General features: G+C 63.6%; 25 protein-coding genes. 13 read left to right on the top strand and 12 right to left on the bottom strand.

The annotated features are described in order from the left end of the window. Positions 1-330: 330 nt before the first annotated feature. The 8 genes from YUA_RS50340 to YUA_RS0129580 all read left to right on the top strand — a co-directional run bounded on the left by YUA_RS50340 (position 331) and on the right by YUA_RS0129580 (position 7119). Positions 331-564 (top strand): hypothetical protein, encoded by a 234-nt coding sequence (locus YUA_RS50340; RefSeq protein WP_027533949.1) that lies wholly within the window; start codon positions 331-333, stop codon positions 562-564. A gap of 188 nt (positions 565-752) precedes the next feature. Next, a complete protein-coding gene (gene hpnC / locus YUA_RS0129610; protein WP_027533948.1) occupies positions 753-1637 on the top strand; it encodes a squalene synthase HpnC in 885 nt (294 codons plus the stop codon). Further along, positions 1627-2466 (top strand): presqualene diphosphate synthase HpnD, encoded by an 840-nt coding sequence (gene hpnD / locus YUA_RS0129605; RefSeq protein WP_027533947.1) that lies wholly within the window; start codon positions 1627-1629, stop codon positions 2464-2466. Before hpnC ends, hpnD begins: the two co-directional genes overlap by 11 nt. Beyond that, the gene (hpnE, locus tag YUA_RS0129600) at positions 2466-3722 is read left to right on the top strand and encodes a hydroxysqualene dehydroxylase HpnE (RefSeq protein WP_027533946.1); all 1257 of its coding nucleotides are present in this window, start codon (positions 2466-2468) and stop codon (positions 3720-3722) included. The genes hpnD and hpnE overlap by 1 nt, the downstream gene beginning before the upstream one ends. Before the next feature lie 63 nt (positions 3723-3785). Beyond that, positions 3786-5753, top strand: a complete 1968-nt coding sequence (gene shc, locus YUA_RS0129595; RefSeq protein ID WP_027533945.1) for a squalene--hopene cyclase — start codon at positions 3786-3788, stop codon at positions 5751-5753. Next, a complete protein-coding gene (locus YUA_RS0129590; protein WP_027533944.1) occupies positions 5750-6499 on the top strand; it encodes a phosphorylase in 750 nt (249 codons plus the stop codon). Before shc ends, YUA_RS0129590 begins: the two co-directional genes overlap by 4 nt. A 148-nt stretch (positions 6500-6647) precedes the next feature. Further along, on the top strand, positions 6648-6923 hold the full coding sequence (locus tag YUA_RS0129585) for an AbrB/MazE/SpoVT family DNA-binding domain-containing protein (protein WP_027533943.1): 276 nt from the start codon (positions 6648-6650) through the stop codon (positions 6921-6923). Further along, complete coding sequence (locus YUA_RS0129580; RefSeq protein WP_027533942.1) at positions 6910-7119, top strand: hypothetical protein; 210 nt, start codon at positions 6910-6912, stop codon at positions 7117-7119. The genes YUA_RS0129585 and YUA_RS0129580 overlap by 14 nt, the downstream gene beginning before the upstream one ends. A gap of 86 nt (positions 7120-7205) precedes the next feature. Here YUA_RS0129580 and hpnH read toward each other — a convergent pair whose 3' ends face one another. Then, the gene (gene hpnH / locus YUA_RS0129575; protein WP_027533941.1) at positions 7206-8366 is read right to left on the bottom strand and encodes an adenosyl-hopene transferase HpnH; all 1161 of its coding nucleotides are present in this window, start codon (positions 8364-8366) and stop codon (positions 7206-7208) included. Positions 8367-8401: 35 nt separating this feature from the next. Then, positions 8402-9328 carry a 4-hydroxy-3-methylbut-2-enyl diphosphate reductase gene (gene ispH / locus YUA_RS0129570; RefSeq protein WP_027533940.1) on the bottom strand — a complete coding sequence of 309 codons (927 nt, stop codon included), beginning with the start codon at positions 9326-9328 and terminating at the stop codon, positions 8402-8404. Between the two features lie 461 nt (positions 9329-9789). Between ispH and YUA_RS0129565 the strand changes: the two genes are divergently transcribed. Next, a complete protein-coding gene (locus tag YUA_RS0129565; RefSeq protein ID WP_027533939.1) occupies positions 9790-12378 on the top strand; it encodes an MMPL family transporter in 2589 nt (862 codons plus the stop codon). On the opposite strand, the gene YUA_RS0129560 is transcribed toward YUA_RS0129565, so the two are convergent. Then, positions 12346-12981: a DUF2147 domain-containing protein gene (locus tag YUA_RS0129560; protein ID WP_027533938.1), complete on the bottom strand. Its 636-nt coding sequence runs from the start codon at positions 12979-12981 to the stop codon at positions 12346-12348. The two genes, YUA_RS0129565 and YUA_RS0129560, sit on opposite strands and share 33 nt — an antisense overlap. 142 nt (positions 12982-13123) lie before the next feature. Between YUA_RS0129560 and hpnO the strand changes: the two genes are divergently transcribed. Continuing rightward, positions 13124-14515 (top strand): aminobacteriohopanetriol synthase HpnO, encoded by a 1392-nt coding sequence (gene hpnO, locus YUA_RS0129555; RefSeq protein ID WP_027533937.1) that lies wholly within the window; start codon positions 13124-13126, stop codon positions 14513-14515. 9 nt (positions 14516-14524) lie between these two features. Here hpnO and YUA_RS0129550 read toward each other — a convergent pair whose 3' ends face one another. After that, complete coding sequence (locus YUA_RS0129550; RefSeq protein WP_027533936.1) at positions 14525-14830, bottom strand: HigA family addiction module antitoxin; 306 nt, start codon at positions 14828-14830, stop codon at positions 14525-14527. Between the two features lie 261 nt (positions 14831-15091). Here YUA_RS0129550 and YUA_RS0129545 point away from each other — a divergent pair, with 261 nt between their 5' ends. Further along, positions 15092-15466 carry a hypothetical protein gene (locus tag YUA_RS0129545; RefSeq protein ID WP_027533935.1) on the top strand — a complete coding sequence of 125 codons (375 nt, stop codon included), beginning with the start codon at positions 15092-15094 and terminating at the stop codon, positions 15464-15466. Here the strand turns inward: YUA_RS0129545 and YUA_RS45410 are convergent. Next, entirely contained in the window at positions 15455-15868 is a 414-nt protein-coding gene (locus YUA_RS45410; protein ID WP_035972209.1) for a MarR family transcriptional regulator, read from the bottom strand. The two genes, YUA_RS0129545 and YUA_RS45410, sit on opposite strands and share 12 nt — an antisense overlap. A gap of 256 nt (positions 15869-16124) precedes the next feature. On the opposite strand from YUA_RS45410, the gene YUA_RS0129535 reads away from it, so the two are divergent. After that, on the top strand, positions 16125-16418 hold the full coding sequence (locus YUA_RS0129535; RefSeq protein WP_156947338.1) for a hypothetical protein: 294 nt from the start codon (positions 16125-16127) through the stop codon (positions 16416-16418). A 58-nt stretch (positions 16419-16476) separates the two neighbouring features. Here the strand turns inward: YUA_RS0129535 and YUA_RS47145 are convergent, their stop codons facing one another. Beyond that, positions 16477-17736, bottom strand: a complete 1260-nt coding sequence (locus tag YUA_RS47145) for a LuxR C-terminal-related transcriptional regulator (protein ID WP_051383452.1) — start codon at positions 17734-17736, stop codon at positions 16477-16479. Between the two features lie 199 nt (positions 17737-17935). Between YUA_RS47145 and YUA_RS0129525 the strand changes: the two genes are divergently transcribed. Beyond that, complete coding sequence (locus YUA_RS0129525; RefSeq protein ID WP_051383451.1) at positions 17936-19624, top strand: methyl-accepting chemotaxis protein; 1689 nt, start codon at positions 17936-17938, stop codon at positions 19622-19624. Between the two features lie 48 nt (positions 19625-19672). On the opposite strand, the gene YUA_RS0129520 is transcribed toward YUA_RS0129525, so the two are convergent. The 6 genes from YUA_RS0129520 to YUA_RS0129495 form a co-directional block, all read right to left on the bottom strand. Beyond that, positions 19673-20437: an anti-sigma factor gene (locus YUA_RS0129520; protein WP_027533932.1), complete on the bottom strand. Its 765-nt coding sequence runs from the start codon at positions 20435-20437 to the stop codon at positions 19673-19675. Further along, complete coding sequence (locus YUA_RS0129515; protein ID WP_027533931.1) at positions 20434-20982, bottom strand: sigma-70 family RNA polymerase sigma factor; 549 nt, start codon at positions 20980-20982, stop codon at positions 20434-20436. The genes YUA_RS0129520 and YUA_RS0129515 overlap by 4 nt, the downstream gene beginning before the upstream one ends. 151 nt (positions 20983-21133) lie before the next feature. Next, positions 21134-21475, bottom strand: a complete 342-nt coding sequence (locus YUA_RS0129510) for a cupredoxin family copper-binding protein (RefSeq protein WP_027533930.1) — start codon at positions 21473-21475, stop codon at positions 21134-21136. Positions 21476-21499: 24 nt separating this feature from the next. After that, positions 21500-22444: a metallophosphoesterase gene (locus tag YUA_RS0129505; protein WP_027533929.1), complete on the bottom strand. Its 945-nt coding sequence runs from the start codon at positions 22442-22444 to the stop codon at positions 21500-21502. A gap of 172 nt (positions 22445-22616) precedes the next feature. Continuing rightward, on the bottom strand, positions 22617-23501 hold the full coding sequence (locus tag YUA_RS0129500) for an alpha/beta fold hydrolase (protein WP_027533928.1): 885 nt from the start codon (positions 23499-23501) through the stop codon (positions 22617-22619). 12 nt (positions 23502-23513) lie between these two features. Next, entirely contained in the window at positions 23514-25133 is a 1620-nt protein-coding gene (locus YUA_RS0129495) for a GMC family oxidoreductase (RefSeq protein ID WP_027533927.1), read from the bottom strand. Positions 25134-25306: the final 173 nt, after the last annotated feature.

Raw genomic sequence — 25306 nt, 5'->3', positions numbered from 1 at the left:
TGTCAGCGGTCTGACCTCGGATCTCCTCTGTTTCCATGTATTTCTGGCCGAAATGGCGGATCGGACAGATGCAGCTCTGCAACAGGTATGCAGTAAAACGCCGCTTGCCAGAATTATGACGTAGGATCAAACCCTTACATCTGCCAATGAAGGCCGAGGGAAGACCTGATTTGGTGGGCGCGGCGCCAATTTGGCCGCATTTGCCAGTGCTTGTGCCTTCTCCGGTGCCGCCCTTTCCGCGGCAACTTGCCATCAGAGCAATCCGTTCCCGTCGTCCGCCCTGTGCTGTCCGGGATCGGTGCGATTCTGCCGTCAGAATGAAGGAATACAATGCGTAAGCTTCTCGTCGCTCTCACCGTGCTGTCGGCAACCCTGTCCACGGCTGCGTTCGCCCAGCAGGGGCGTGGCACGGATGCCGAGCAGAAGGCCTGCACGCGTGATGTGCAGAAGTTCTGCCGTCCGGTTATCGACCAGGGCGATTTCACCGTCTTGGCCTGCCTCAAGGAGAACCGGGCCAAGATCTCGCAGGCCTGCGACCAGGTCCTGAAGAACCACAACCAGTAAGCTCGGCCACTGGCCCACAAAGGCGGCCGTGGGGCCGCCTTTTCAGGCCGGATCCGCAAGGCTGCCATCGAGAGACAGGATTGGTTTTGCGGCCGTATTCCCCTATATGGGGGCCGCGGCAGCGCCGGCATTAGGCCCGCGCGAGCGCAAAAGCCCTTCCTGTCCAAACGATTGTTGATCAGCCCTCGATGACCTCTGCGAGCGAATTGCGATCCGGCAAGGGTGACCGCGACGAGAATTTTCCCGTCGCGTCCTGGATCATTCATCCGCGTCATCGCGCCCTGATCCTGGCGTATTACAATTTCGTCCGCACTGCCGACGACATCGCCGACCACGCGACCCTGCCGGCGGACGAAAAGCTTCGCTATCTCGACCTGTTCGAGGCGGAACTCCTCGGCAAGGGCGACACCCAGGCCGAAGCCGTCGCGCTGCGGCGTGCGCTGGCCGAGCGCGGCATGGCGCCGCGCCACGCGCTCGACGTGCTCATCGCGTTCCGCATGGACGTGACGAAACTGCGCTACGAGAACTGGGACGAGGTCATCCACTATTGCCGCTATTCGGCGATGCCGGTCGGCCGCTTCATGCTCGACGTCCATGGCGAGAGCACCTCGACCTGGGCTGCGTCGGATGCGCTCTGCGCGGGCCTTCAGATCAACAACCATCTTCAGGATTGCGGCAAGGATTTTCGCGAGCTCAACCGCGTCTATCTGCCGCGCGATGCGCTGGCCGCAAGCGGCGCCTCGGTCGAGCAGCTTGGGCTTGCACAGTCGCCACCGGCGATGCTGTCGTGCCTTCAGGCGCTTGCCGTGCGCAACGAAGCGCTGCTCAACCAGGGCAAGTCGCTGAGCGCGGAGATCAGGGATTTCCGCCTCGGCGTCGATGTCTCGGTGATCCAGGCCTATGCCGACCGCATCGTGCGTCTGTTGAAGGTGCGCGATCCCCTGCGCGAGCGCGTGCATCTGAACAAGTTTGAAGTTCTCACTTTCAGCCTCGCCGGCATGATCGGCGAAGTCGGCCGTCGCGCGATCGGCCGCAAGCCGATCTCGAATCCGGGGACTGCCCATGACGCTTGAGGCGACCGCGCCCAGCGCCAATTATGGCTCGTCCGCATCCGGCAGCTCATTCTACGCTGCGATGCGGATCCTGCCGCGCGACCAGCGCGAGGCGATGTTCCAGATCTACAGCTTCTGCCGCCAGGTCGACGACATCGCCGATTCCGACGGCCCGCGCGATGAACGGCTCGCCGCACTTCAGCAGTGGCGCAACGACATCGACGCGCTCTATCAGGGCAGCCCGCCGGCGCGGCTTGCCGATTACGTCACCTCCGTGAAGACGTTCGGGCTGAAGCGCGAGGATTTCCTCGCCATCGTCGACGGCATGGAGATGGACGTGCCGCAGGATATCCGCGCGCCCGACATGGCGACGCTGGATCTGTACTGCGACCGTGTCGCCAGCGCGGTCGGACGGTTGTCGGTGCGGGTGTTCGGCCTGCCCGAGGAAGACGGCATCGAGCTCGCTTACCATCTCGGGCGCGCGCTGCAGCTCACCAACATCCTGCGCGACATCGACGAGGACGCAACGCTCGGCCGGCTCTATCTGCCGCGCGAGGCGCTGCTGCATGCCGGCATCACCTCCAACGATCCGAACCGCGTGATCGCCGAGCGCGCGCTGCCAAAGGTCTGCCTGCCGCTGACGCAGCGTGCGAAGATGCATTTCGAGAAGTCGGACGAAATCATGAATCGCAACAAGCGCCGCACGGTGCGCGCGCCCCGGATCATGTCGAAGTACTATCACGCCATTCTGGACCTCCTGATCGCGCGCGGCTTCAATGCGCCGCGCGAGCCCGTGCGTGTGTCGAAGGTCACACGCTTCGCGATCCTGTTCCGCTACGCTTTCCTCTGATGCAAAACACAGCTCACATCATCGGCGCCGGAATCTCCGGCCTCTCCGCCGCTGTGCGGCTCGCCAATGCCGGCTTCAAGGTCGCCGTGCACGAAGCGACGCACCAGGCCGGCGGCCGCTGCCGCTCCTATTTCGACGGCGCCACCAATCTCATGATCGACAATGGCAATCATCTGCTGCTGTCGGGCAACAGCCACGCGCGCGCCTATGCGCGCTCGATCGGCACCGAGGCGGGCCTCGTCGGCCCTGAAACCGCGCAGTTTCCCTTCGTCGACATCAAGACCGGGCAGCGTTGGCAGATCGATCTCGGTGCCGGCCGGTGGCCCGCCTGGGTGCTCGATGAGAGCCGCCGCGTGCCCGACACCGGGCTCACCGATTATCTCAAGCTGGCGCCGCTGATCTGGGCATCGGAACAGACGCTGGTCGGCAAATCCATTCCCTGCGAAGGCATTCTCTATCAACGCCTGGTGCAGCCGCTGCTGCTCGCGGCGCTCAATGTCGATCCGCCCGAGGGTTCGGCCGGGCTTGCCGGCGCGATCGTGCGCGAGACGCTGCTGGCGGGCGGGCAGGCCTGCCGTCCGCTCATCGCGCGCGACGGCCTCAGCGCCGTCTTGATCGAGCCTGCCGTGAAATTCTTGCAGGAGCGCGGACACACCGTTCAGCTCGGCCATGAGCTGCGTTCCTTCGTCACCACTGACGGCAAAGTCAGTGCACTGAATTTCGGCGGCGAGGATGTGGTCCAGCTCGCTGCGGGCGATCCGATCGTGATGGCGGTGCCGCCGCGCGCGGCGACGAGCCTGCTGCCGGGCCTGACGGCGCCGACCGAATTCCGCGCCATCGTGAACGCGCATTTCCGCGTTGAGCCGCCGCCGGGCTCGGCGCCGATCCTCGGTGTGATCGGCGGCGTCGTGGAATGGCTGTTTGCGTTTCCGAACCGGCTCTCCGTCACCATCAGCAATGGCGACCGTCTCGTCGACATGCCGCGCGAGGAACTCGCGCAGGCGATCTGGAACGACGTCTGCGAGGCGGGCGGCGTGTCCGGCGAGCTGCCTCCGTGGCAGATCGTGCGCGAGCGTCGTGCCACATTTGCGGCCACGCCGGCGCAGAACGCCCTGCGTCCGGGGCCGATCACCGCGCTGAAAAACCTGTTCCTTGCCGGCGACTGGACTGCTACGGGATTGCCTGCAACGATCGAAGGATCGGTCCGGTCCGGTGATCGCGCCGCCGATCTGGTTTTGGCCGCCAAAGGATCCTGAAAAGCGGCTCTGACGGGCAATGTCCCCGTCACTTTCAATCGACTATCGGAGCAATCGAGCGACATGGATTCCGTGAACGCGACCAGCCGCGAAGCCTTGGAATCGAACACCCTGGAATCGAGCATTGCGTTGGCCACGCAAGGCGTACTCGGCTTTCAGCAATCCGACGGCCATTGGGTGTTCGAGCTCGAGGCCGACTGCACGATCCCGGCCGAATACATCCTGCTGCGCCATTATCTCGCCGAGCCTGTCGACACCGCGCTCGAGGCCAAGATCGGCAACTATCTGCGCCGCGTCCAGGGCGCCCATGGCGGCTGGCCGCTGGTGCATGACGGCGAGTTCGACATGAGCGCCAGCGTGAAGGCCTATTTCGCGCTGAAGATGATCGGCGATTCCGTGGACGCGCCGCACATGGCGCGCGCGCGCGAGGCGATTCACGCACGTGGTGGCGCGATCAACAGCAACGTCTTCACCCGCTTCCTGCTGGCGACGTTCGGCGTGGTGACATGGCGCGCGGTGCCGGTGCTGCCGATCGAGATCGTGCTGCTGCCGTTCTGGTCGCCGTTCCACATCAACAAGATCTCCTATTGGGCGCGCACCACCATGGTGCCGCTGATGGTTATCGCCGCGCTGAAGCCGCTGGCGAAGAATCCGAAGGGCGTCGGCATCGACGAACTGTTCCTCCAGGATCCGCGCTCGATCGGCATGACCGCCAAGGCACCGCACCAGAGCATGGCCTGGTTCCTGCTGTTTCGTTCGCTCGATGCCGTCTTGCGTGTCGTCGAGCCGATGTTTCCGAAGCGCCTGCGCCAGCGCGCGATCGATGCCGCGCTCGCTTTCATCGAGGAACGCCTCAATGGCGAGGACGGCATGGGCGCGATCTATCCGCCCATGGCCAACATCGTCATGATGTATGACGCGCTCGGCAAGGACGAGAACTTCCCGCCACGCGCGATCACGCGCCGAGGCATCGACAAGCTGCTCGTGATCAAGGACGACGAGGCCTACTGCCAACCCTGCGTCTCACCGATCTGGGACACGACGCTGACCGCGCACGCGCTGCTGGAAGCCGGCGGTGACAAGGCGGTGCCTGCGGCCAAGCAGGGGCTCGATTGGCTGATCCCGAAGCAGGAGCTCGAGGTGAAGGGCGACTGGGCGGTGAAGCGGCCCGACGTGCGTCCGGGCGGCTGGGCGTTCCAGTACAACAATGCCCATTACCCCGATCTCGACGACACCGCCGTGGTGGTGATGTCGATGGATCGCATGCGCCGTGAGCACGGTGCGACCGGTTATGATGCCGCGATCGACCGCGGCCGGGAGTGGATCGAGGGCATGCAGAGCGACGACGGCGGCTGGGCCGCCTTCGACGTCAACAACCTCGAATACTATCTGAACAACATCCCGTTCTCGGACCACGGCGCGCTGCTCGACCCGCCGACCGAGGACGTCACGGCGCGCTGCATCTCGATGCTGGCCCAGCTCGGCGAGACCGAGAAGACCAGCAGGCACGTGGCCGACGGGATCGCCTATCTCCGGAAGACCCAGCACTCCGAGGGATCCTGGTACGGCCGCTGGGGCATGAACTTCATCTATGGAACCTGGTCGGTGCTGTGCGCCCTCAACATGGCCGGCGTGGACCGCAACGATCCGATGATGCGCAAGGCGGCCGGCTGGCTGGCCTCGATCCAGAACAAGGACGGCGGCTGGGGCGAGGACGCCGTCAGCTACCGGCTGGACTACAAGGGCTGGGAACCTGCTCCATCGACCGCCTCGCAAACGGCATGGGCCTTGCTTGCGCTGATGGCGGCTGGCGAGGTTGATCACCCGGCCGTCGCCCGCGGGGTGGAGTACCTGATTGCAACACAGAACGAAAAAGGACTGTGGGACGAGAGCCGCTACACCGCCACGGGCTTCCCCCGCGTATTCTATCTGCGGTACCATGGTTACCCGAAGTTCTTCCCGCTGTGGGCGCTGGCGCGATATCGGAACTTGCGGAACACCAACAGCAGGGTGGTAGGGGTCGGAATGTGACTTTGGGGACGGGGGACTATGTTACCGCGGGCAATGCCATTGATCCGCGGCCGATATTGATCGTGACCGGTTTGGTTCAGGAGGCCCGCATTGCTGCTGGGCCCGGAATGGCGGTGATCTGCTCGTCCAGCAGCCCGACCCAGTTGCGGGCGCTTCTGACGGTGGTCGATCCCGAGACGATTCGTGGTGTGATCTCGTTCGGCGTGGCCGGCGGGCTCGACCCGACGCTGCGCTCCGGCGACGTCGTGGTGGCGACCGAGGTGCTCTCGGGCGATGCCCGCTGGGGCGCCGGCCTGTCGCTCAGCGACGACCTGATCGACAAGCTGACCTCCGGCCGCCGCCGGGTCGTGCGCGGCTCCCTTGCGGGCGCCGAGGAAGTGGTCACGGGCAGCTCTTGCAAGGCGGCGCTGCATTCGGAGACCGGCGCGTCCGCCGTCGACATGGAAAGCCACATCGCGGCCGCGTACGCTGCGGAAGCGGGGCTGCCCTTTGCCGCGGTCCGCGTCATCAGCGATCCCGCCCATCGCGCACTGCCGGCGCTGGCCCGCGCCGCGATCAAGCCGAACGGCCAGATCGACCTAGCCGCCGTCCTGCGCGGCATTGTGCGCAATCCGGCAACCCTGCATGCGCTGGTCTCGACCGGCCTCGACTTCAACCGCGCGCTCCGCAGCCTGCGCGGCTGCCGCGACTTCCTGATCGGGACGGAGCTGGCCGACGGCGCGGCGCTGGTCTCGAAAGCTGCCTGAGCGGCGTCTTCGAAACTGACAATAAGGCCCGGTCGCCATTGGCGCCGGGCCTTTCTTTGATGTACGTAGCCGGAGGGGGCGAACCCATTGAATGTGAGCTCGCCTGCGCCCTATCTTACCTTTGTCTTACACTAGGAAGGGCGGGCCGATGGCCGGCGCGGAAAAGCTCACCACCACCGTTTCCACCAAGGGGCAGGTCATCCTGCCCAGCGCCATTCGTCAGCGGCGGAAATGGCGGGCGGGAACACGGCTCACCGTTGAGGACACCCCTGAGGGCGTGCTGTTGAAGCCGGCCCCGGCCTTTGCCGAGACGCGGCCGGAGGACGTATTCGGCGTACTCGCCTACAAGGGCAAGCCGAAGACGCTGGAAGAGATGGACGCAGGCGTGGTTGCCGAAGCCCGGCGCCGGCATGCTCGCGATTGATCTGATCGTCCTCTGCCTGACGGGGGACCATGCCAAACAATCGTCGCAGGCGCTCGACCTCGCCGAGAAGGGAATGGATTTCGCGGATGCGCTGCATCTGACGCGATCCCGACGTTGCGAGGGTTTCGTCACGTTCGATCGCAAGCTTGTTAAAGCGGCGAAAGCGGCTGGCTATCAGGGGATGCGCGACGCATGATCATTGCGGTGACACCAAACTAACAAAAGAAAAAGCCCGGTCGCAGTGGCGACCGGGCCCTTTTTCGTTCGTGCGACTCGCGCCGCTTACGCCGCCGTCGAAGCCTTCCGTGCCGCCTTCTCCTGTGCAGCGGCGGCCTCGTCCTTGCGGATCTCGGAGAGCTTCTTCTGGACCTGCTCCGAGAAGATGTACTGCGCCGGGCGCTGCTTCGACATGTCGATCTCCGGCGCCATCGCGCCCGAGGTCCTGATGCCGCGCAGCGACACCCACATCGCCTTGATCGGGTTGTTGAGCGCGGCGGTCGCGGCTGTCGGCTCGTAGCCGCAATGGGCCATACAGTCGGCGCACTTCTCGTACTTGCCGGTGCCGTAGGTCTCCCAGTCGGTGGTGTCCATCAGCTCCTTGAAGGTTTTGGCGTAGCCTTCACCGAGCAGGTAGCAGGGCTTCTGCCAACCAAAAATGTTGCGCGCGGGCATGCCCCACGGCGTGCACTCGTATTCCTGGTTGCCGGCGAGGAAGTCGAGGAACAGGCCGGAATGCATGAAATTCCACTTCTTGCCCTTGCCCATGGCGAAGACGTCGCGGAACAGCTTCTTGGTCTTGGTGCGGTTGAGGAAGTGCTCCTGGTCCGGCGCGCGCTCATAGGCGTAGCCGGGCGACATCGACACGCCGACACCAAGCTCGACGGTGAGGTCGAGGAATTTTGCGATCTCTTCGGCCGGATGGCCGTCGAAGATGGTGGCGTTGACGTTGACGGTGAAGCCGCGCGCCTTCGCCGCCTTGATCGCGGACACGGCACGGTCGAACACGCCCTTCTGCGACACGGCCTTGTCGTGATGATCCTTCAGGCCGTCGAGATGCACGGAGAAGAACAGGTAAGGTGAGGGCTCGAACAGGTCGAGCTTCTTCTCGAGCAGCAGCGCGTTGGTGCAGAGCGAAACGAACTTCTTGCGCGCGACGAGGCCGCGCACGATCTCGCCGATCTCCTTGTGGATCAGCGGCTCGCCGCCGGGAATCGCCACCATCGGCGCGCCGCACTCGTCGGCCGCGTCCCAGCACTCCTGCGCCGTCATGCGGCGGTTGAGGATCGCATCGGGATAATCGATCTTGCCGCAGCCGACGCAGGCGAGGTTGCAGCGGAACAGCGGCTCCAGCATCAGCACGAGCGGATAGCGTTTGCGGCCAAGCAGTTTCTGCTTGAGCAAATAGCCGCCGATACGCATTTCCTTGAAGAAGGGGATAGCCATTGCACGTTTCTTTCTGGGCTTGAAATTCGGATAGGTCAGCTCGCAGCCAGTTGGGCCGGAAGCCTGAATTCGATGTTTTCCTCGCGGCCCGGGAGCACCGAGACCGTCACCGGTCCGATCCGCCGCAGCGCTTCGATCACGTCATCCACCAGCACCTCAGGCGCCGAGGCGCCGGCCGTGAGGCCGACGGTCCTGGCACCTTTCAACCACTCCGGATTGAGCTCGCGGCCATCGGCGATCAGATAACTCGCGACACCGGCCTCGGTGCCGATTTCGCGGAGCCTGTTCGAGTTCGAGCTATTGGCAGCGCCCACCACCAAGATCACGTCGACCAGCTTGCTCAAGTCCCTTACCGCAGATTGGCGGTTCTGTGTCGCATAGCAGATATCCCGGATGTCTGGGCCTTGAATATCTGTAAATTTGGCTTGAAGAGCCCCGATAATGTCCCTGGTGTCGTCGACCGACAGCGTGGTCTGGGTAATGTAGGCCACTGGCGTATCCGCCGGCAGCGCCAGCGCGATAGCCTCGTCAACGCTCTGGACCAGTAGAACGGGCCCGGGAACCTGGCCCATCGTGCCCTCGACCTCGGGGTGGCCGGCATGGCCGACCAGGATCAGGGTGCGGCCCTTGGTGATGTAGCGCTTCCCCTGATTGTGAACTTTCGTGACCAGGGGGCAGGTGGCATTCAGCACCGGAAGGTCGCGCGCGGCGGCCTCTTCCTCGACGCTGCGGGCGACGCCATGGGCACTGAAAACGGTGACAGCCTTCGGTGGAACTTCGGACAGCTCCTCGACGAAGATCGCGCCTTTGTTCTTCAGGCTCTCGACGACGTATTTGTTGTGCACGATCTCATGGCGCACGTAGACGGGCGGGCCATATTTCTCCAGGGCCCGCTCCACGATCTCGATTGCGCGCACCACGCCCGCGCAAAAGCCGCGCGGCTGCGCTAGATAAACTTCCATTGGACGCCCATCACGCAATTTGCACCAATCCGCTCAATTGTCCCCGGTGGCACCCGATACAGGCCAATGCTGCAATATCCGCACCATTGGCGTCGCGACCGCGGTAACCGCCCACCCCATCCTGGGTTCCCGGCGCATGCAGGCACAGCACTTTGTGTCAAAAAATCGGCGATAAGGAAAGGTGGAGCGAGGCCAGGGGTTCCCGGCAGGACTGATGGCGGGTACTATAATACTCTATTCCGCGTGGGCGAGGCAGCTACATTTGTGCTCACCCCTTCGTCACTTTACCGCCTCAACTCGACGGCTATACCGCCCCTTCGCATGATTTTGCCATGGTCCTTCCGGCGTTTACTTCGAACCTGGTTCCCGCGAGAGCCACGCAAACAGCAATAGGTTTCGCCTGGGAACTCCGATAAACAGCGGGCGTTTCCGGCAGGCTGTTAACACTAGAAAGAAAAGAAGTGCTGCAGAGCGTAGTCGTTGCCATCGTCAGGGCCTGTACCCGGTTTGCCTCCCTCGTCGTCGTTCTCGGGCTCCTGCTGGCGGTGGGGGCGGGCTATTACACGTCCCAGCACTTCGCCATCAACACCGACATCAATTCGCTGATTGCCCAGAATCTGGACTGGCGCCAGCGCGACCAGCAGTTCGACCGCGCCTTCGACCGTGACGCGACCATTCTCGCGGTCGTCGAGGCCAGGACGCCGGAGATGGCGACCGCAGCCGCGGACGCGCTGTTTGCCAAGCTGAAGGACAACAAGACCGAATTCCAGTCGATGCAGCAGCTCGGCACCGGTGAGTTCTTCGAGAAGAACGGTCTGTTGTTCCTGCCGACCGAGGAAGTCGGCAAGATTACCAGCCAGTTCGAATCCGCAGCGCCCCTGATCGAGATCATGGCCGGCGATCCGTCGATCCGCGGCCTGACGGGCGCGCTGGAGACCGGGCTCGCCGGTGTCAAGCGCGGCCAGGTCAAGCTCGACAGCACCGAGCGGCCGTTCAACCAGATCGCAGAGACGGTCGAGACCGTGCTCAACAAGGGCAATGCGATCTTCTCCTGGCGCGAGCTCGTCAGCGACAAGCCGCTGGAGGATTCGGACAAGCGTGCCTTCATCGAGTTCAAGCCGATCCTTGACTACAACGCGCTGGAGCCCGGCAAGGGCGCAACCGACGCGATCCGCAAGGCAGCGCTCGATCTCGATTTTGCGACAAAATATCAGGCACGGGTACGGCTGACAGGTCCGGTCCCGATCGCCAACGAGGAATACGCCACCGTCCAGGAAGGCGCTATCGTCAACGGCATCGGTACGGTGCTCGTCGTGCTCCTGATCCTGTGGCTCGCGCTGCACTCTTCGAAGATCATCTTCGCGGTGTTCGTCAATCTCTTCGTCGGCCTCGCGCTGACGACCGCGGCGGGCCTGATGATGGTCGGCTCTTTCAATTTGCTGTCGATCGCGTTCGCCGTGCTGTTCGTCGGCCTGGGCGTCGATTTCGGTATCCAGTACAGCGTCCGCTACCGCTCGGAGCGCTACAAACACGACGATCTCTCCGGCGCGCTGGTGCTTGCCGCGAAGCGCTCGGCGGTGCCGCTGTCGCTGGCGGCAATGGCGACCGCCGCCGGCTTCCTCTGTTTCCTGCCGACCGACTACAAGGGCATCTCCGAGCTCGGCCAGATCGCCGGCGTCGGCATGCTGGTGGCGTTCGTCTCCAGTATCACCGTACTGCCCGCGATGCTGAAGCTGCTGAATCCGCCCGGTGAGATGGAGCCGGTTGGCTATGCCTTCCTGGCGCCGCTCGATTACTTCCTGGAGAAGCACCGTGTGTTGGTTGTGGGCGGCACGTTGCTGCTGGCGCTCGCCGGCCTGCCGCTTCTCTACTTCCTGAAGTTCGACTTCAACCCGATGAACCTGCGCAACCCGAAGGCGGAGTCGATCGCGACCTTCCTCGACCTGCGAAAGGATCCCAACACCGGCGCCAATGCCATCAACGTGATGACCACGTCGGATGAGCAGGCCAAGCAGGTCGAAGCGAAGCTGGAGAAAGTACCCCAAGTGTTGCGCGTGATGTCGCTCGACAGCTTCGTGCCGGAAGACCAGCAGCCGAAGCTGAAGCTGATCGCACAGGGTGCCAAGATCCTGAACCCCGCGCTCAACCCGGACCAGGTCGACGCGGCGCCGTCGGATCAGGAAAACGTCGAGGCGCTGAAATCCTCAGTCGACAATCTGCGCCGGACTGCCGGTGACGCCAAAGGCCCGGGCGCAATCGCCTCGCGCCGGCTCGCGGCCGCGCTCGACAAGCTCGCCAATTCGGATGAGGCGACCCGCAACAAGGCGCAGGACGTATTCGTCACGCCGATGAAGATCGTGTTCGACCAGCTCAGGAACGCAATGCAGGCCGAGCCGGTCACCCTGAAGTCGCTGCCGCCCGATCTCGTCAGCGCCTGGAAGAGCAAGGATGGAATCATTCGTGTCGAGGCGCAGCCGAAGGGCGATCCCAACGACAACGATACGCTGCGCAAATTCGCTGCAGCCGTGCTCGAGGCCGAGCCGACCGCGATTGGTGGACCGGTCTCGATCCTGAAGTCGGGTGACACCGTGGTGAGGGCGTTCATCCATGCCGGCATCTATGCGCTGCTGGTGATCGGCCTCTTGCTGTGGATCACGCTGCGCCGCCTGGTCGACGTTCTGATGACGCTGGTGCCGCTTCTGGTTGCGGGCGCAGTGACGCTCGAGATCTGCGTGTTGATCGGCCTGCCGCTCAACTTCGCCAACATCGTCGCGTTCCCGCTGCTGCTCGGTGTCGGCGTCGCGTTCAAGATCTATTATGTCGTGGCGTGGCGGTCCGGCAGGACAAATCTGCTTCAGACCAGCCTGACGCGCGCGATCTTTTTCAGCGCACTGACGACGGCGACCGCGTTCGGCAGCCTGTGGCTGTCGAGCCATCCGGGCACGTCCAGCATGGGCAAGCTGCTCGCACTCTCGCTGGTGACGACGCTTGCCGCAGTGCTGCTGTTCCAGCCGGCCCTAATGGGCAAGCCCCGCAATCTCAGGGAGTAGGCAGATGTCGCCGACGGGATCGGCGGCACCTTTCTGACCGGGCTTGGTCGCGGTGGCGCTCTTCGGAGCTGCCGTCGTCGGCGCGGGGGCTGCGGCACTCGGCACTGCTGGCGCAGCCCTGGGCGCCGCACCTGTGGTTTTGGGCGCACCCTTGGCCATGGCGTTGGCGGTGCTCAAGGGAATCGGCGGACCGACGCGGGTCCAGGTCTCGCCGCCGCACAGGAAGCCCAGGACGCAGCCCTTGATCTCGAGCTGGTCGGTGCCGACAGGCGTGATGGTCGCACTATACATCTGACCATCCTTCGCGTTGTAGACCTGACCTTCCCACTGCTCGGCGCCGGCCGTCTTCTTCATGTTGATCAGGGTCGCCATGCCCAGTGACGGTCTGTTCTTTTTTGAGACATCCGGGTTGTTGTCGTCGCGGCCGCCGGGCTGCTTTTCCCAGGAAACCGCGCCCCACATGCTGCCGTTGCATTGGGCGACGCGGATATTGGCAACGCCATCGGCGACCCGCCAGTCGCCGGTGGGATCGGCGGCGAGCGCCGGTGTCAGGCCGGCGTAACCGCCCGCCAGTATTATTCCGGTGTAAATGGCCAAACGCATGAGTGTTCCTTGGCAGTGCAACATGGTTTAAAGCTGTGCTTGCGAACATGGTCCGAAAAAGGGCAAAAGGCCGCACAGACCCTTTTCCGTTTGCTGACCGTTTTCAGTTGACGAAGCGGCCCTCAACCGAAGTATGTAGCGGATGAACAGTCCAAATCCAGACATGTCTCAGCTATTCGCGGACCGTCAGGCCCAGCGTAGCGCCCTGCATAATCGGCATCTGAACGAGCAGTTCGTTCGGGTTCTCAAGACCATCGGCTACGATGTCGGCTTCCAGAAGGGGCAGGGGCAGTACCTCTACGATCGCGACGGGGCGCGCTATCTCGACCTCCTGTCCGGCTTTGGCGTGTTCGCAATCGGGCGCAATCATCCGGTGATGCGCGAGGCGCTGAAAAGTGTGCTCGACGCCGATCTGCCCAATCTCGTCCAGTTCGACGTCTCGGTGCTCGCCGGCGTGCTCGCCGAGCGGCTCCTGAAATATGTTCCCTATCTTGATAAGGCGTTCTTCGCCAATTCCGGCGCCGAATGCGTCGAGGCCGCGATCAAGTTCGCGCGCGGCGCCACCGGCCGCCCCGGCATCGTCTACTGTGCCCACGGCTATCATGGCCTGACCTATGGCGCGCTGTCGCTGACCGGTGATTCGAACTTCCGCACCGGCTTTGAGCCGCTGCTGCCGGGTTGCACCTCGGTTCCGTTCAACGATCTCGCCGCGCTCGAGAAGGCGCTGGCCTCGCGCGAGGTCGCGGCCTTCGTCGTCGAGCCGATCCAGGGCAAGGGCGTCAACATGCCCTCCGACGAGTTCCTGCCGGGCGCCGCCGCGCTCTGCAAGAAGTACGGCACGCTGTTCGTCGCCGACGAGATCCAGACCGGCATGGGCCGCACCGGCCGTTTCCTCGCGGTCGAACACTGGAACGTCGAGCCCGACATGGTGCTGCTGTCGAAGTCGCTCTCGGGCGGCCACGTGCCGGTCGGCGCGGTGCTGACGCGCAAGAGCATCTTCGACAAGATCTTCAACCAGATGGACCGCGCCGTGGTGCACGGTTCGACGTTCTCCAAGAACGATCTGGCGATGGCCGCGGGCATTGCCACGCTCGACGTGATGGAATCGGAGAAGCTGATCGAGTCCGCCGCCAAGCGCGGCGCCGAGCTTCGCCTCGCGCTCACCCGCATGGTGCCCGGCTACGAGCTGCTGAAGGAAGTGCGAGGCAAGGGGCTGATGATCGGCATCGAGTTCGGCCCGCCGAAATCGCTGCGGCTGCGGGCGTCCTGGAACGTGCTGGAAGCTGCCAACAAGGGCCTGTTCTGCCAGCTCATCACCGTGCCGCTGTTCAAGGATCACAAGATCCTGACGCAAGTCGCCGGTCATGGCAGCCACACCATCAAGCTGCTTCCGCCGCTCACCATCACCGAAGAAGACTGCAGCTGGATCGAGCGCGCCTTCGACGACGTCATCGCCGGCAGCCACAAGGTCCCCGGTGCGATCTGGTCGCTCGGCAAGACGCTGGTGGACAACGCGGTGCGGCGGTCGGCGTAGGCCGATCGCTCAGGCGGCTTCAGGCTTGTTCACTGTCTCGATGCGATCGAGTGCCTTGCCCAGATCGCGTTTGGCGATCTGGATGTCGAAATCATTTTGAAGATTGAGCCATAGCTCGGCCGTCGTGCCGAGCGCCTTGCCAAGCCGAAGTGCGGTGTCGGCTGTGATTCCGGTCTGCTCGCTCGCAATCCGCTCGATACGCGTGCGCGGCAGGCCGCATGCCTTGGCGAGCCCGCCAGCCGACATATTCAGCGGGATCAGAAATTCTTCCCGCAGCACCTCACCAGGATGCATGGGCTTGAGTTTCTTGGCCATCGTCGCGTTCTCCTAGTGATAGTCCACGATCTCGACCTCTGCATGGTCTTGGGCGGTCGAGCCTGCTGCCGGCGGTATGCGCTTGCCTCGTAAATCTACCAGTAGTCACGCGACCGCGGTTTACTTATCGATGGCTGGGGCGCCTGAATAGATTTGACGATCAAGGTTTATCCTCAGCATGGATTTCGTCCCGCCGTCCTCCAGGAATGCTGCGCATCGCCGCGCGATATCTGAGACCTTGCGTTAGGTTCGGCGCTCGCGATGGCTCGGATTCTGCTCGTTGATACCGAAGCCTGGCGGGGGAGCGTGCTCTTGCGCCGGCTCTGGCCGACGGTGCGGGATGTACATCACATCAGCGATCCGCAGCTGATAGCGGGAGCAACGGATTCATTCGAAGTCGCAGTGATTGTCATTCGGGACCCGCTGCAGCTGTATCTTCAGGCGATCGGGTATCTGAAGGCTCTGAGTGGCAAGGTTCAGGTGCTGGCAATCTTCGCCGGCGGCAACCTTCCGGCAGACTACTCGCTACTGGCCGCGCGCGTGCGTGGTGCTGACGCGGTTCTGTACCACCCGCATAGCGAAGACGAGCTTGTCAACGCGGTGCTGTACTTGCTTGGGAATCAGTCAATTCCCTGATTGCCGGAGTTGCTGATGCAGCGCGATGAGACCCTGCGCCAGCGCTTCGCGATCTTCGGCGGAGAGCTTGTTCAGGCTGTCGATCAGGTGCTGCAGGGGATCGGAGGCGAGGAGGTGACGGCCGCGCTCGGTAAGATCGAGCTGTACGATCCTGCGGTCTTCTGCCCGGTGTCGTCGAATAAGCAGGTCCTTCTTGACCAGGGCGGTCACCGTTTGGGTTGCCGTCCCCTGGGTTGTGCCACGCGCTTCCGCGAATGCGCCGACAGTGCGGGCGCTGTCGTTTGCCCGAGCAAAATAGCGAAGTGCTTCCCATTGGGCTGCGTGCAGCCCTTCGGTGAAACCGCGGCTGTAACTGCGCCCCGAAATACCGGCGAGGAGTTCTGCGATGGCGCGTGTTCTCATGGCGATCCGTTGGTCGCTTCAGCCTATGATGGTGGTGGCATCCCTGTAAACGCTTCATAAACTATTCGAGTCGAATATATCTGAAGAAGGTGCAGCCGAGCCGAGGACGATACAAGGACGAAGTGACGCTGAGCCGCCGCGGCCATTGGCGCAGGCCGGCCGGAATACAGTCCAAGGCTCACGCGCCACTCGGCGATTGGCCGATGAGGTGATCGCCGAACTCAGGACGATATCCTGGGAGGGAGGAGGGAAACGAATGAATGTCGTACAACTGTCAGCGCGACGGAAACCGGCTGTGAAGGACGTATCGCACGAGTCCGCAGCAAGGGATGAGTGGTTGAACAGGCTGGCGCTGGCCGTGGAAGCATACGCCGCGCTTCAGGGCGTACTTCGGGTGACACTTCAGACGACCAAGCTCGTAAAACAAATCGCGGAGCAACCTGCAGCTTACAGTCCTGTCCATCTGTGTGCAGTCGAAGCAAGCCTGGAGCGTGAGCTCGTCGCCCTCCGCAATCTTTTTCAGGCGTTGCAGTCGGATCAATGCCCATGAGGTCGCTTCATCCAAGTTGATCGACACGACCGGCGGTGCATTGTTGCGCGGAACGGGATTACTCGGGTCGAGCGTCGTGTGCGTCGCGTTCGTGCACCCCAAGCACGATTGCAATCAGCTCCGCGGTATTGCGCGCCCCCAACTTCCGTATGATGTTTGCGCGGTGAAACTCCACAGTCCGCGGGCTGATGCCGAGCTTCCGTGCGACACGCTTGCTGGAATTTCCTTCGAGGAGTTCCCTGAGCACGACCCGCTCGCGCGGGGTCAGCTGTTGCAGGTCAGCGGGACCATGGCGCCGCTTCTCCAGATCGTCACCGGGCACCAATCCCCGCGGGCGAGGCCTATAGGCCGATCGGGGAGCGGCAGGGGGCGTAATGACGACCGGCCACGGCTCGATGCCGGAAAGGGGTATCAACGAGGCGGCGAAATTGCCGCCAGCGGCACGGAAGAACAGCGATCGGGCGGGTCTGAAGACGGACCAGAGGCTGACGCCATTCTGAGGCGTGTCGTCGTGGCGCAGAAGGCGCTGGGCATTCCGATCTGCCCCGATGATCCGCTGGTCGTCATCGAGGGCAATGAGCATCGGCGGTGCGCTTCCACCTGGTGGGGTGAAACCAACTACCCAATCCCGATGGTGACGCGAACGAAACCAGCGTTCTTCGATCGCACACGCGGAGGTCCGAACCAGCTCCCCCGTTAGCGCATGAGATTGCTCCGATAGCACGCGATCGAACGACGAGACGTCCAGGACACCGACCAATTCTCCGTCTTCGCCGAAGATCGGAGCTGCTGAACAGCTCAGTCCGATATGGCGCGCCCGAAAGTGCTGCTTTCGATGCACGGTGATCGGCTGTTGCTCGACGATGCAAGTGCCGATTCCATTTGTGCCCTCGATGTCCTCCGACCAAACACCACCAAGCCAAATGCCCCAGTGCTTGAACAGCGCGGCGTCCGCCTCATCACCGCGATGATCGATCGCAATGCCGCGGCTGTCGCAAAGCAACACCGTGTAGTGGGCAGGGCGCACGATCTTGACCAAGCGATCAAGTTCGTCACTTGCCTCGCTGATCAGCTCATTCAGTGGCTCTCGCATCGTGCTGAGCTCACTTCCAGTCAGAACCCGGGGCGGCTCGCCTGATCCTGGATCGACACGGTTCGCATTGCTGCGGCGCCAAGAGGTGGCGATCCCGGGGTTCTTGTCCGCCACGGTGGATCGTTCCGCAACCGAGAGCACGCGCTCGATGTGCGTAATTGCTTCCTTGGCCTTTCCAGGGAGGCCGGGCCGGAACGAGTCCGATATCGGGAATTTGGGAACCACGACGCACCTTGGGTGGAGATCAGCAGCGTGCCCCTCAAGCGTGCCAAAAAAACTGGAATGGAGATTAGCTGGTGCTAGTCAAGTCCCATTCAAGTCCATTCGGCGCATGGAACCGACAAAACCAGCATACCGTAAATGAATCTTAATATTCGAGTCGAATATATAACAGATACTTTGTGCACTGAAGAGGGGCAACACCATGCTGTGGGCACTGAAGAACCAGACCATCAAGGCGAAAGTCATCGCGGCGTTCTGCACGGTGCTCGCCGTGACCATTCTGCTTGGCACATTCGCCATCCTGCGACTCGCAGCGGTGAACGGAGAGGCCGAGCAAGTGCGGCAGAACTGGCTGCCAAGCACGCGCGCCCTGGGTGAGCTTTCCGGGAAAACCGAACGCTATCGTATTGCGGAGGCGAACTGGCTCATGACCCGCGCAGAGGACAGGGCGTGGGCAGAAAAGAACATGCGCGCCGCCCTGGAGATGAGGGACAAAGCATGGGCGGCCTACGAACACCTGGTTTCGCCGGGCGAAGAACGCCAGATCGCGGACGAGTTTCTGGCCGCGTGGGCAGCCTATATGCAAGCCCACGACAAGCTGGAGAGCCTCGTCCGCAGCGGACAACAGGAGGACGCAGTGAAGTTCTTTGTGGTCGATACCCGCCCCACGTTCGAACGCGTCAGGACACCACTGGCGCGAGATATCGCCTTCAACACTGCCGAAGGTCAGAAGGCGGCCGACCGGGCCGCCGAAATGTATGTCTCAGCACGGTTCATGATTATCGCCGCAATCGGCCTGGCGGCCATCATTTGCATGCTCTGCGCCTTCCTTATCATTCACAGCGTCTCCCGCCCCATCACGGCGATCACCGAGGCGATGAGGCGGCTTGCCGCGCGTGACATGGCAACGGAAATCGCGGGTCTAGGTCGGGGCGACGAGATCGGGCACATGGCCCAAGCCGTCCAAGTCTTCAAGGACAACATGATCCTCGCCGACCGCTTGGGCGCCGAGCAGCAAGCCGAGCGCAGTGTCAAGGAGCAGCGCGCGCAACGGCTCGACGTTCTGACCAAGGGCTTCGAGGCGAAGGTTGCGCAGCTTGTCGGGGCTCTTTCGGCGGCTGCGACCGAAATGGAGGCCTCTGCCGGGGGGCTCTCGTCCACCGCGGAGGAGACCAATCATCAATCCATGGCGGTTGCTTCCGCAGCCGAGCAAGCCTCCGCCAACGTGCAGACGGTCGCAATAGCTGCCGAAGAGCTCTCGTCTTCGATCAGCGAAATCGGGCGGCAGGTGCAGCTCTCCAATCAGATCACGAACAAGGCAGTGGAAGCCGCAAGCCGCACCGACAGTGTCGTCCAGGGCTTGGCAAGCGGCGCACAGCAGATCGGAGAGGTCGCGCGCCTCATCGGCGACATTGCCGGGCAGACCAATCTTCTCGCGCTGAACGCCACCATAGAGGCAGCGCGCGCCGGAGAAGCGGGAAAGGGCTTCGCCGTGGTCGCCTCCGAGGTCAAGGCGCTGGCGACGCAGACCAGCAAGGCCACGGAAGAGATCTCGGGCCAGATCGCCCGGATCCAGGATTCGACCAGACAGGCCGTCGACGCCATTCAGGGCATCGGCGCGACTATCAACGAGGTCAATCAGATTGCCGCATCCATCGCCGCGGCCGTTGAAGAGCAGGGCACCGCGACGGGGGAGATCGCGCGCAATGTGCAGCAGGCGGCACAGGGAACGCAGGAGGTGACGAGCAACATCGTGGGCGTCAAGCAGGCGGTCACGACAACGGGGTCGGCCGCGGCCCAACTTCTGGCGGCCGCCGGGGATCTGGCGCGCCAATCGAATCAACTTTCACAGGAAGTCGACCAGTTTCTCGATGGCGTGAAGGCTGCCTAGCGCTGCTTATCGGGTAGCCATCGGGCGCTTTAGGAACGGAGGGGTGCGCTACCCCTCCACATTCGCCTTCATCGCGGCCTCGAACCTGTCGACGAATTCGGCGAGCTCGTCGCCGCCGATATCGCTGACGGCCCAGAAATTCAGGCCGCGCTCGCCCCAGCGGCGGCAGTTGAAGCCCTGCATGGTCTGCGTCTTCGGCGACCGATGTTCGATGCTCGAGGTCTGCGCTACGAACAGGTTGATCACGTGCTGCCGGCGCTTGTAAACGACCGCGCCGATGGCACGGGCGTCGATATAGTCGAGCCGGCCACCGACCAGCGTAAAACCTTGCGCGGTGAGGTCGATCACGGGCGGGGCGACGTCGAGCTTGCCGTTGAACCAGGGCTTCACCGTGTGCTGGTCGGTCGAGACGACGTCGATGAGGTGGCCGGCCTGGAGCGAGCGCAGATGCGCGGAGACGACCTCCGAGAGGATGCGCTGCTGGTCGTCCTGGCGGAGCACGACGGCGACGACGCCGGAGGCGGCGAGGGCCGAGACCGCCGAGCCCATCGCGAAACCGCGCAGCACGGAGCGCCGGCTCGGCTGCGGTCGCGCTTGCGGCATCGACGCCTCGATACGGGCACGCAAGGTCGCGGGCGCGCTGTAGCGCAGCTCGGTGTCGGCTAGCACGCGCTTCATCTCGCGCTGCGCCGCGAACTCGGCCGTGCAGGCCGGGCAGCTGGCGATATGGGCTTCGACCTCGCGCGCATGGCTGGCATCGAGCTCGTTGTCGAGCAGCGCGTGAAGCAGGATTTGTGCTTCGTCGCAGGTCATTTCAAGTGCTCCTCTTCCGCCGTCCAGGCCGCGCGCAGCATGGCGCGGGCGCGGGCGAGGCGGGACATCACGGTGCCGACGGGGGCACCGACGGTCTCTGCAATTTCGCGATAGGACAGGTTGTTGATCTCCCGCAGCACGAAGGTTTCCTTGAACGGCTCGGCGAGTGCGTCGACCATTTTGCGAATGGCGCCGGCGTCGCGGCTGCGCAGCACTTCCGTCTCCGGGCTCGCCTCGTTCTCCTGCCACATCGGAGTCTGCTCGGCAGCGCCGGGCGTGTCCTCGATCGCGGCGTGCTTGTGTGCGCGTCGTGCATATTCGGCGTTGCAGACGTTGCGCAGGATCGCGAACAGCCACGGCTTCATCGCCGGGCCGCGATAGCTGTCAAAGTGCTTCAGCGCACGCAAATAGCATTCCTGCACTGCGTCCTCCGCGTCGGAGGCGTCGCGCAGCAGATAGCGTGCGAGCGTGTAGACGTCGTCGAGATAGGGTAGCGCCGCCTCGCGGAACCGCTGCGCCTTCTGGAAATCGTCGCTGACGGGCATCGCCTCTCGCTTTGCCTCTTGCTGCATTTCGTGCGTCGTTGCGTGCTTCGTGTCGTTCTTCGCGTCGCTGTGGGGCCTGACCGAAGTCACGCGAACCCGGCCGGCGTGGCACCACCGGCCGGGCAAGACAGAGATGCCTTGGTTGGAGACGTTACTCAACCTTGATCATCCCGGTCATGTGCGGGTGCAACGAACAAAAATACTTGTAGTCGCCCGCATTGGTGAAGGTGAACGAGAACTTGTCGTCGGTATCCAGCGTCTTGGACCTGAACTTGCCGGCCGACACCACGGTGTGGGGGATGTCGTCCCGGTTGGTCCAGGTCACGGTGGTGCCGACTTTGATGCTGAGCTCGGCCGGCTGGAAGGTGAAATTGTCGATGTGGATCTCCAGGTTGGTGTCGTCGGCACGGGCGGTTGTGACGGGCAGCAGGATGGCCGCGGCCAAAGTGAGACCGAAGTCGACCCCGAAGTCGCGGCGATTGAGTGTCTTCATTGTCAGCTTCCGTTCAGCCCTGAATCAACCCTGCAGCGGCGTGTCGATGATCGCGAGCCGCTGCTCGTTCTGCTTGAAGTTGACGCTGGCGACCCCGAGCATCGAACGGAGCTTGGCGTCCTCGACCTTCATCGGTCCGGGCGAGGCGGCGGCGCCCGGCGCCGGTTGCGGGAAGGCGGTCGAGCGCGCGGTGTGGAAGGTGACGTTGCCTTCGACCTTCTGCATGACCTGGTGAATGTGGCCGTTGAGCACGGTGACCGAGCCAAAACCCTTGACGTATTCGAGCGCGCGGCCGCCGTCCTCGGTGCCCCAACCCCATTCCGGGTAGACGGTCCAGAGCGGGATGTGGGCGAACAGCACGACCGGGGTGGATTTCGACTTGCCGCGGAGATCGTCCTCGAGCCAGGCGAGCTGCTCGGCGCCGAGATTGCCGAGACCACCGGCCTTGAGATCGACGACGTTGACGAGGCCGATGAAATGCACGCCGCCGGCGTCGAAGGAGTACCAGCCCTGGCCCTTGGTGCCGCGGCCGTAGCGCTCGCGATAGAACTTCACCTCTTCGTCGAGGAAGTCATGCTCGCCGGGCACGTAATGAACGTCCAGCTTGGACTGCGAGATGATGCGATCGGCATTGTCGAACTCGGCGGCTTTCGACAGATGGGTGATGTCGCCTGTGTGGATCATGAACGACGGCTTGACCGGCATCGCATTAATCTTGTTGACGGCTTCCTCCAGCGTGCCCAGCGCATTGGGATTGGCCGGCTTGTCGAAGCCAACATGGCTGTCGCTGATCTGGAGGAAGGTCATGCCGGGCGTGGCCGCGGTTGCGGCCTGCGCGGAATCGATGATGCCGAGCGAGCGCGGCACGCCCCCCGTGATGGTCCAGAGCACCCCGGTGCCGGCCCATGTCATGCATTCCAGCACCTTGCGGCGGCTGACGCCGTCGTCCCCGTGATCGTGTCCGCTCATGGCGCATCTCCCTTGGCCCGGAATTGGGCTTCGGGGAGGTGATCGGGGGAGGGGCGGGTTTATTCGCGGGGGCCGATGACGTTTTCGTGAGATGGGGTCACACACGCCGGATGCGGTTCGGCAGCGCGCAATTTGTTGCGCTGCGTCCGGGACAAGGGAAGAGAACGATGATCTACGCCGAAAATTCCCGGACCGTCCGCAGCACGAGGGCGGGGGCTTCCTGCGCCACACAGTGGCCGGCACCTTCGAAGGTGAGGGTACGGGCCTGCGGGATGAGCGACATGGCGCGTGACGCCATCTCCTTGTAAATCGGGCCCGACGTCTCGGCGGTCGTCAGCGTCACGGGACATGCGATTTCGCCGAGCCAGGCGAACGGATTGCCGCGGGCGTCGCCGACGTAAACCTGCTCCATTGCCTCGTAGATCGGGCGCAGCATCGCGGATTCGATCTCCGGCGTGCAGCAGAGGCGCACCCGGCCATTGTCGAGCGGCGCAAAACCGTGCCGCACATAGGCCCAGAGCGAAGCCTCGGTCCAATCCGCAAAAGCGGGCGCGGCACGGTAGCGCTTGAAGACGGCATCGTGATTGTCGAACTCCGCCTGCCGGCGCAGCGCGCCCTGCACGCGGGACAGCGATTGTTCGCTCAGTCCCACGGATGGATCGCGCGCCGCGTGCGGGTTCATCACGGTCGGCTCCATCACGAACAGGCGTGTGAAACATCCTGGTCTCATCTTTGCTGCCAGCAACAGATCGGTCGCGCCCGCGCTGTGACCGATGCCGTAGACGTCGCGCAGGCCCAGCGCGTCGATCACCCGGCAGATATCATCGGCATAGTCCGCAAAGTGATAGGTGAGGGGCTTATGGCTTGCGCCGTGGCCGCGGCGATCGAGCGCATAGACGGTGTAGGTCGATGCGAGATCGCGCGCGACCTCGTCCCAGACGTCGGCGACGAAGCCTGTGCCATGCACGAGCAGGGCGGGCGGCTTGCCGCTCTCGCCCCATTGCAACATGGCGATCTCTGCGCCGGCGGGGCCGATGGAAAAGCGCTGACTGATCATGGTGACTGGATGCTACTTCGCATCCTCCAGGATCATCGCCGCGCCCTTTTCGGCGATCATCGCAGTCGGCGTGTTGGTATTGCCCGAGGTGATCGTCGGCATGATCGAGGCGTCGATGATGCGAAGACTGCTGAGGCCATAGAAGCGCAGGCGCTCGTCGACCACGGCCATGGGATCGTTCGCCGCGCCCATCTTCGCCGTGCCGACGGGATGGAAGATGGTGGTGCCGATATCGCCGGCGGCTTTTGCGAGCGAGGCATCGTCGTCGCCGACGGTGGGGCCGGGCAGATATTCGCTGGGGCGGTATTTTGCCAGCGCCTTCTGCTGCATCAGGCGGCGGGTGGTGCGAATCGCATCGGCGGCGACCTGGCGATCGTCGCCGGTCGACAGATAATTCGGCGCGATGATCGGCTTCTCGTCCGGCGTCGCTGAGCGCAGCCGAACAGTGCCGCGCGAGGTCGGCTGGAGATTGCAGGCGCTCACGGTGATCGCAGGGAAGCGGTGCAGGGGATCGCCGAACTTGTCAAGCGACAGCGGCTGCACGTGGAACTGGATGTTGGCGCGCGCGCGTGTCGCATCGGAACGTGTGAAGATGCCGAGCTGCGATGGCGCCATGGTCAGCGGCCCACGGCGTCGGACGGCATAGTCGAGGCCCATCAGGCCGCGGCGGAACAGGTTGTAGTAGGTTTCGTTCAACGTCCGCACGCCCTCGACCTTGTAGATCGCGCGCTGCTGGAGATGGTCCTGCAGATTGCGCCCCACACCGGGCTTGTCCATGACGATATCGATGCCGAGCGGCGACAGCCAGTCGGCGGGCCCGATACCGGAGCGATGCAGCACCTGCACCGACCCGATCGAACCGGCAGACAGGATCACCTCGCGCTTGGCGCGTGCCTCGATGATCTCGCCGTTCTGGATGAAGCGCACGCCGACGGCGCCGCCTTGCTCGATGATCAGACGATCGACCAGCACATTCTTCTCGAGCCGCAGATTGGGGCGATTCAGCGCCGGTTTGAGGAAGCCGCGCGCCGACGACCAGCGCCGGCCGCGCTTCTGATTGACGTGAAAGTAGCTCGTGCCTTCGTTGTCGCCGGTGTTGAAATCCGGGATACGCTTGATGCCCATTTCTTCTGCGGCATCGCCGACGGCATCGAGCACGTCCCAGGACAGCCGCGGCGCCTCGATGCGCCAGCCGCCGCCGGCGCCGTGATGCTCGCTTGCGCCCAGGAAGTGATCCTCGAGCCGCCTAAACAGCGGAAGCACGTCATCATAGCCCCAGCCGGTCATGCCGAGCTGGCGCCAATGATCGTAATCGGCGGCCTGTCCGCGCATCGAGATCATGGCGTTGATCGCCGAAGAGCCGCCGATCACCTTGCCGCGGGGATAGGCCAGCGCGCGGCCGTTCAGGCCCGGCTCGGCCTCGGTCTTGAACATCCAGTCCGAGCGCGGATTGCCGATCGCGAAGAGATAGCCGACCGGGATGTGGAACCAGATCCAGTTGTCGTCCCCGCCGGCCTCGAGAATGAGGACGCGATTTTTGGGCTCGGCCGACAGCCGGTTGGCAACGATGCAGCCGGCCGTGCCGGCGCCCACGACAATGTAGTCAAACTCACCTTCGAGCCGCCTTGGCATTCTGCTTCCACCCGGATGGCCTCTAAACGTTCCGTCCTAATAGGCAGACGGAGACGACCGGGACAAGCCCGGCCATGCCGGGCGGACAGGGCTAGACCCGATCCCTGGCGGTTGGGTGGACTGGCGCTTGCATGGTAGACAGTCCTGCATTTTAACAAAGCTTGAGACCCTCC

The organism is Bradyrhizobium sp. WSM3983 (assembly GCF_000473045.1).
Lineage (GTDB): Bacteria > Pseudomonadota > Alphaproteobacteria > Rhizobiales > Xanthobacteraceae > Bradyrhizobium.
This window is presented reverse-complemented; position numbering and strand designations above follow the sequence as displayed.